Here is a 6,753-nt window from a genome sequence, read left to right on the forward strand (position 1 = left end):
GTGCTCCATCCAGTCCACGCCCTCGGTGCGCTTGAAGGGCATCTGCTTGACGTCGTACCCGAGTTTCTTCAGGGGCGTCCCCCTCACTCCGGCTGGGAGCCGGCGGTGGTCAAGGCGCTCGGCCGTTCTCCGCTCCGCCGGGGTCAGCCGGTGGAGTCGGACAGGAAGGCCAGAAGGTCCTGCCGGGTGATGAGGCCCTTGGGCTTGCCGTCCACGAGGACGACGGCGGCGCCGGACTTCTCCAGGACGCCGACGGCCTTGCTGACCGGCTCGCCGGAGCCGAGCGTCGGCAGCGGCGCCGACATGTGCGACTCGACCGGCTCGGTCATCTTGGCCTGGCCCTTGACCATGATGTCGAGCAGGTCGGTCTCCCCGACCGAGCCGACCACCTCGGCCGCCATGACCGGCGGCTCCTCCTTCATCACCGGCAGCTGCGACACCTCGTACTCGCGCATGATGGCGATCGCGGTCTGCACGGTCTCGTGCGGGTGGACGTGCACGAACTCCGGCAGCGTGCCGCCCTTGCGGGTGAGCACCTCGCCGACCCGCGCCTCCTCGGTGGAGGGGGTGAGGAAGCCGTAGTCCGCCATCCAGCTGTCGTTGAAGATCTTGCCGAGGTAGCCGCGGCCGCCGTCGGGCAGCAGCACCACGATCACCGCGTCCGGATCGGCGCGCTCGGCCACGCGCAGCGCGGCGACGACCGCCATCCCGCAGGACCCGCCGACGAGCAGCGCCTCCTCGCGGGCGAGGCGGCGGGTCATGGTGAAGGAGTCCTTGTCGGACACCGCGATGACCTCGTCGCAGATGTCGCGGTCGTAGGTCTCGGGCCAGATGTCCTCGCCGACGCCCTCGGTGAGGTAGGGGCGGCCGCTGCCGCCGGAGTAGACCGAGCCCTCCGGGTCCGCGCCGACGATCCGGACCCGTCCGCCGGAGACCTCCTTGAGGTACCGGCCGACGCCGCTGATCGTCCCGCCGGTGCCGATGCCCGCGACGAAGTGCGTGATGCGGCCCTCGGTCTGCTCCCACAGCTCCGGCCCGGTCGTCTCGTAGTGCGACTGGGGGTTCTGCGGGTTGGTGTACTGGTTCGGCTTCCACGCGTCGGGGATCTCGGTGACGAGACGGTCCGAGACCGAGTAGTAGGAGTCGGGGTGCTCGGGGTTCACCGCCGTCGGGCAGACGACCACCTCGGCGCCGTACGCGCGCAGCACGTCGATCTTGTCCTTGCCGACCTTGTCGGGGCAGACGAAGACGCACCGGTAGCCGCGCTCCTGCGCGACGATGGCGAGGCCGACCCCGGTGTTGCCGGAGGTCGGCTCGACGATCGTCCCTCCGGGGCGCAGCTCGCCCGACTTCTCGGCGGCGTCGATCATGCGGACCGCGATGCGGTCCTTCACCGACCCGCCGGGGTTGAAGTACTCCACCTTGGCGAGCACCTGCGGCGCCCGGCCGCCGCCCACGCCGGCGGTCACCTTGCGCAGCCGGACGAGCGGGGTGTTGCCCATCAGCTCGATGAGCGAGTCGTGTACGTGCACCGCGACATCCTTGTCGTTCAGTGTGTTGATCTTATGGTTGCGTCCCTGGTCGGCCGCCGGTCGCGCGCCGAAACCGGCGCGGTGACCGGAAGGCTTCCCGTTCCCGACGGTAGCCGAGATCCGCCACCGCAGGTATCGCGACCCTTTCGTGCGGGTAGGTACAAATTCACGGAGGGTCAGCGCAGCATGTGGAGAGCATTCACCGCCCGCCGCATCGCGGCCGCCGCGGCCTATGGCGGCGGAGGCATCACCGCGCTCGGCGGCATCACGTTCGGTCTGCTGCTGATGCAGGCCAGGCTCGCCCGCAGGACCATCCTCGCACGGCCGAACGGCGACCCGCCGATCGCCGACGGCCTGTACGGCGGGACGCGCGGCGGCGACCCGCTCTCGCTGGTCATGCTGGGCGACTCGACCGCCGCCGGGCTCGGCGTGCGCACCCCGGAGGAGACTCCCGCCGCGCTGCTGGCGGCCGGGCTGTCCGCGATCGCGGGACGTCCCGTCCGGCTGACGAACGTGGCCCGCTCCGGTTCCCGCTCGCAGGCGCTCGGCGGCCAGGTCGACCAGGCCCTGCAGACCCGTCCCGACGTCGCCGTCATCATGATCGGCGCGAACGACGTGACGGGGCGGGTCCCGGCCGCCGAGTCCGTCCGGCACCTGGCCCGCGCGGTGGAGCGGCTGCGCGGCGCCGGCGGCGAGGTCGTCGTCGGCACCTGCCCCGACCTCGGCTCCGTGAAGTCGCTGATGCCGCCGCTGCGCTGGTTCGCGCGCCGCGCGAGCCGGCAGCTCGCCGCCGCCCAGACGATCGCCGTCGTCGAGCGCGGCGGCCGCTCGGTGTCGCTCGGCGACCTGCTCGGCCACGAGTTCGCCGCCGACCCGCTCGCGATGTTCAGCGAGGACCGCTACCACCCGTCCGCCCGCGGCTACGCCGCCGCGTCGGCCGCCGTGCTGCCGTCGATGGCGGCCGCGCTGGGCCTGGGGCACGATCTGTCCGACCACCTGGCCGCGGACGTCCTGCCCGTCTACCTCGCCGCCGCCGAGGCCGCCGAGCGGGCCGGCACGGAGGTCAGCGGCGCGTCCGTCGCCGGGCTCGACCGCGGCCCCCGGGGCCGCTGGGCCACCCTGCGGTACCCGCTGCGGCACCTGCCCCGGCGCCACGCGGCCGGACACCTTCCCCGGGAGGACGGCCCGGCGCTCACGGAGCCGGAGCCCGCCCGGTCACCGGTGGCGGGCCCCGGCGGTCCGGGGTGCCGGCCGAGGCTTCGCCCGCGCTGGCGATGGCCCGGCCGGTGGCGGCGGTCCCACTCTCCGGTGCCCGGCGTCCCGGACACATGGGGCGGCGGTCACCCCGCCGCCGGGACCTCGCCCAGGTGAACGAGGTAAGCCCGCACTTATTGGACGTTCCGTCCACCAGGCGCGGGGGGCGGCGTGTACGGGGCGGGGGGCCAGCGGCTAGATTGCTGGTGACCGGTGAGTAACACCGTTGGCGCTGAGAAGGAGACCCGCACATGCCCGAGGCAGTCATCGTCGCAACCGCGCGCTCGCCGATCGGGCGCGCCTTCAAGGGGTCGCTCAAGGACATCCGGCCCGACGACCTCACCGCCCAGATGGTCACCGCCGCGATGGCGAAGGTCCCGCAGCTGGACCCGAGCCAGATCGACGACCTGCTGCTCGGCTGCGGCCTGCCCGGCGGCGAGCAGGGCTACAACATGGGCCGCGTGGTGTCGGTCCTGCTGGGCTGGGACAACGTGCCCGGCGCCACCATCACCCGGTACTGCTCGTCCTCGCTCCAGACGACGCGGATGGCGCTGCACGCGATCCGCGCCGGGGAGGCCGACGTCATCGTCTCGGCGGGCGTCGAGACCGTCAGCCGGTTCGCCAAGGGCAGCAGCGACGGCCTGCCCGACACGCAGAACCCGCTGTTCGCCGACGCCCAGGAGCGCACCGCCAAGGCCGGCGAGGGCGGCGCCGCCGTGTGGCACGACCCGCGCGAGGACGGCGCGCTGCCCGACATCTACATCGCGATGGGTCAGACCGCCGAGAACGTGGCGGCCCTGCGCGGCGTGTCCCGCCAGGCGCAGGACGAGTTCGGCGTCCGCTCGCAGAACCTCGCCGAGAAGGCCCTCGCCAACGGGTTCTGGGAGAAGGACATCACCCCCGTGACGCTGCCGGACGGCTCCGTCGTGGCCAAGGACGACGGCCCCCGCCCCGGCACCACCTACGAGAAGGTGTCGCAGCTCAAGCCGGTCTTCCGCCCGGACGGGACGGTCACCGCCGGCAACTGCTGCCCGCTGAACGACGGCGCCGCCGCGGTCGTGGTCATGAGCGACACCAAGGCCGCCGAGCTCGGCATCACCCCGCTGGCCCGCATCGTGTCGACCGGCGTCACCGGCCTGTCCCCCGAGATCATGGGGCTCGGCCCGGTGGAGGCGTCCCGCAGGGCCCTGGCCAAGGCCGGGATGACGATCGGCGACATCGACCTCGTCGAGATCAACGAGGCGTTCGCGGCGCAGGTGCTGCCGTCCGCCGAGGAGCTCGGCATCGACCACGACAAGCTGAACGTCAACGGCGGCGCGATCGCGGTCGGTCACCCCTTCGGCATGACCGGCGCCCGGATCACCTCCACGCTCCTCAACGGCCTCAGGTTCCACGACAAGCAGTTCGGTCTGGAGACGATGTGCGTGGGCGGCGGCCAGGGCATGGCCATGGTCCTGGAGCGCCTCTCCTAAAGGTAAGACCAGCCTTACCCCGGGAAACGGAAACCTGACCCCTGCACGGTGGCCCGCACGGAACCGCCCTCACGCGGCTCCCTGCGGGCCACCTGCGCGTTTCCGGGGATCATCCCCGTTACGGATGATCTACATAACGTCATGGATAGGTCCCCGTTAGGGGGTTGTCACATGCGGAGAGGTGTTGCAGAGTCGGCAGGAAGAGCCCCGCGACCTGGAGGTGCCAATTGTCACTGAACCACTCGCCGGAGACGCACAGCAAGCTGATAGCCCGCATTCCGCAAGTCACCGGACGTGACATCCCCGAGTGGTTCACCACGATCGAGAACGGGCCCTCGTTCACGCGCTGCGAGGAACGCAGCACCTGGCTGGCCGAGGAGCACAACCTCTCCCACGGCTACGCCGCGGCCCTGGTCCGCGAGCACGAGCGCACGCGCCGCGCCCGCCACTACTGAGCACGCGCCTCCCCTGGGGAGGGCGCGCCGATCGAACGTCATACCGAACGTTGCGGGATCCCGCCAGAGGGTGTCCCCGCCGTCGTGCCGCTGCGCGCCACGACCTTGGCGCAGAGATCCCGCACAGATCAGCCCCACGCCGCCCGGCGCGGGGCTGATCAACGCGTGGGCCGCCCCGGCCAGGACCCACGCCCAGGCGCCGTTACGTTGCCGGTGTTGAACGGCCCGTAGACCGCCTGCAAGGAGCCGCAGCATTCGGGCACGTCCCACCAGGGTGCCCCGGCCCGTCTACCGGTGACCTCACTGCGTCCGGCTCACAACACGCCGGCTACCCCACCCCGAAACGCTCACTGCGGCGCGCGCGGACGGCCGGGACGGGAGCGACCCCCGGACCGCATGCGCAGCCCGGCCCGGGCGGCGCACGTCACACTTGCCAGACGGCCCCGGCCGGGCACGGTCGTCCCCCGAAGCCGCGTCCTGCAAACCAGCAGGGGCGCCGCGCAAACGGGGAGATGACCATGACCAAGCCGATCAGCACCGAGCGCCGCTCGTGCATTTTCTGCAAGATCATCGAAGGTACGGCTCCTGCCGAGATCGTGCGGGAGTGGCCGGACGCGGTGGCATTCGTGCCGCTCGGTCCGGTCGTGGAGGGCCACGTCCTGGTGGTGCCCCGCGTGCACGTCGACGACGTCACCGAGGACTCGATGGTCTCGGCGACGACGATGGCCAGGGCGGCCGAGCTCGCCCGCGAGGCGTTCCCGTGCAACGTGATCACCTCGGCGGGCGGCGAGGCCACCCAGACGATTTTCCACCTGCACATCCACATCGTCCCCCGGCGGGCAGGCGACGACCTGCACCTCCCGTGGACCGACCAGGTGGTCAGCGGCTGACCTCCGGGCAGGTCGCCACCACCCGCTACGACAAAGAGCCAGCACACACAGCGTCTCGGACGGCTGCCTGACATATCAACTCCGGCGAAGGGCCCGGCACCCCGGGCCCTTCTTCTCGAAGCGCGCCGACCGGAGACCTCACTGCGTCCGGCTCACAACACGCCGACGCTCACCCCTAGTCGCGCCCGGAGAAGTAGCTGAGCAGCCGCAGGATCTCCAGGTAGATCCACACCAGGCTCAGCACCAGCCCGAACGCGCAGTACCAGGCGAACTTCTCGGGCGCGCCCGTCCGCACCCCGGTCTCGACCGCGTCGAAGTCGAGCAGCAGGAAGAAGCAGCCGACGAGGATCGCGACGACGCTGAAGACGTAGGCGAGGGGGTTGCCGGGGTCGCGGATCCCGATGCCGTGGTCGCCGCCGAACAGGTACACGACCCAGTTGACGAGCATCAGCCCGATCAGCGCGAGCCCGGCGGCCATGACGAACCGGGCGAACTTGGGCGTGACCCGGACGATGCGCAGCGCGTAGACGGCGAGGGTGGCGCCGAACGCCAGCGCCGTCCCGACCACCGCCTGGAAGACCACTCCGTGGTAGATGTCGTTGTAGGAGTGGCTGACGATCCCGACGACGACGCCGTAGACGGCGGCGAACGCCAGCACCGTCGCCGCGTTCGCCTTGCGGCCGAACGCGATGAACGCCCAGATGCCGATCTCGGCGATGAGCGCCACGACCAGCACGGGCGCGGCGCGCGCGGTCGGCACCAGCGCCCAGGCCAGCGCCGCCGTGGCCACGAGGGTCACGAGCGTCAGGAATCCGCGGACGACGACGTCGTCCATGGTCATCGTCCTGGTGGCGGCCGGCGCGTACCCGGGCGCGGCATAGGCGGCCCCGCCGTACCCTCCGCCCCGCTGGTCGAAGGCGCTCCCCCGGAACGCCGGGTTTCTGCTCTCCATCAGGTCTCCACTTCCGCCGAGGTGACCCACCAGTCTAAGCCGCGAACCCCCCAGTTGATCAGCCCCAACCCCCCCCGAAAAGCCCCCCGAGCCGCAGCACCCCCGCGCGCACCCGCGCACCCGCGCACCCGCGCACCCGCCAGCGAAGGCGAAGCCGAGAACCCGGGCGAAGGCGAAGCCGAGCACGGGCCAGACGAC

At 71.8% G+C, this 6,753-nt stretch carries 6 protein-coding genes; 4 read left to right on the plus strand and 2 right to left on the minus strand.

From position 1 onward, the window contains the following. Positions 1-143: 143 nt before the first annotated feature. Positions 144-1,532, minus strand: coding sequence for a cystathionine beta-synthase (locus tag AB0C69_RS35795; protein WP_345176905.1), 1,389 nt, complete (start codon positions 1,530-1,532; stop codon positions 144-146). 186 nt (positions 1,533-1,718) lie between these two features. Here AB0C69_RS35795 and AB0C69_RS35800 point away from each other — a divergent pair, with 186 nt between their 5' ends. The 4 genes from AB0C69_RS35800 (at position 1,719) to AB0C69_RS35815 (ending at position 5,603) form a co-directional block, all read left to right on the plus strand. After that, entirely contained in the window at positions 1,719-2,903 is a 1,185-nt protein-coding gene (locus AB0C69_RS35800) for an SGNH/GDSL hydrolase family protein (protein WP_360359794.1), read from the plus strand. Positions 2,904-3,037: 134 nt separating this feature from the next. Next, entirely contained in the window at positions 3,038-4,258 is a 1,221-nt protein-coding gene (locus tag AB0C69_RS35805) for an acetyl-CoA C-acetyltransferase (protein ID WP_360359797.1), read from the plus strand. A gap of 227 nt (positions 4,259-4,485) precedes the next feature. Then, complete coding sequence (locus AB0C69_RS35810) at positions 4,486-4,713, plus strand: DUF4287 domain-containing protein (RefSeq protein ID WP_179843986.1); 228 nt, start codon at positions 4,486-4,488, stop codon at positions 4,711-4,713. Positions 4,714-5,231: 518 nt separating this feature from the next. Beyond that, positions 5,232-5,603 carry an HIT domain-containing protein gene (locus tag AB0C69_RS35815; protein ID WP_360359802.1) on the plus strand — a complete coding sequence of 124 codons (372 nt, stop codon included), beginning with the start codon at positions 5,232-5,234 and terminating at the stop codon, positions 5,601-5,603. 175 nt (positions 5,604-5,778) lie between these two features. On the opposite strand, the gene AB0C69_RS35820 is transcribed toward AB0C69_RS35815, so the two are convergent. Further along, entirely contained in the window at positions 5,779-6,555 is a 777-nt protein-coding gene (locus AB0C69_RS35820; protein ID WP_353834688.1) for a Bax inhibitor-1/YccA family protein, read from the minus strand. Between the last annotated feature and the right edge of the window lie 198 nt (positions 6,556-6,753).

It is taken from the genome of Actinomadura sp. NPDC048032 (genome assembly GCF_040653175.1).
GTDB classification, from domain to species: domain Bacteria; phylum Actinomycetota; class Actinomycetes; order Streptosporangiales; family Streptosporangiaceae; genus Spirillospora; species Spirillospora verrucosospora.

Coding starts and splice junctions, on each gene's coding strand:
- AB0C69_RS35820 (WP_353834688.1), bottom strand. CDS start 6,555: ATGGAGAGCAGAAACCCGGCGTTCCGGGGGAGCGCCTTCGACCAGCGG.
- AB0C69_RS35805 (WP_360359797.1), top strand. CDS start 3,038: ATGCCCGAGGCAGTCATCGTCGCAACCGCGCGCTCGCCGATCGGGCGC.
- AB0C69_RS35800 (WP_360359794.1), top strand. CDS start 1,719: ATGTGGAGAGCATTCACCGCCCGCCGCATCGCGGCCGCCGCGGCCTAT.
- AB0C69_RS35815 (WP_360359802.1), top strand. CDS start 5,232: ATGACCAAGCCGATCAGCACCGAGCGCCGCTCGTGCATTTTCTGCAAG.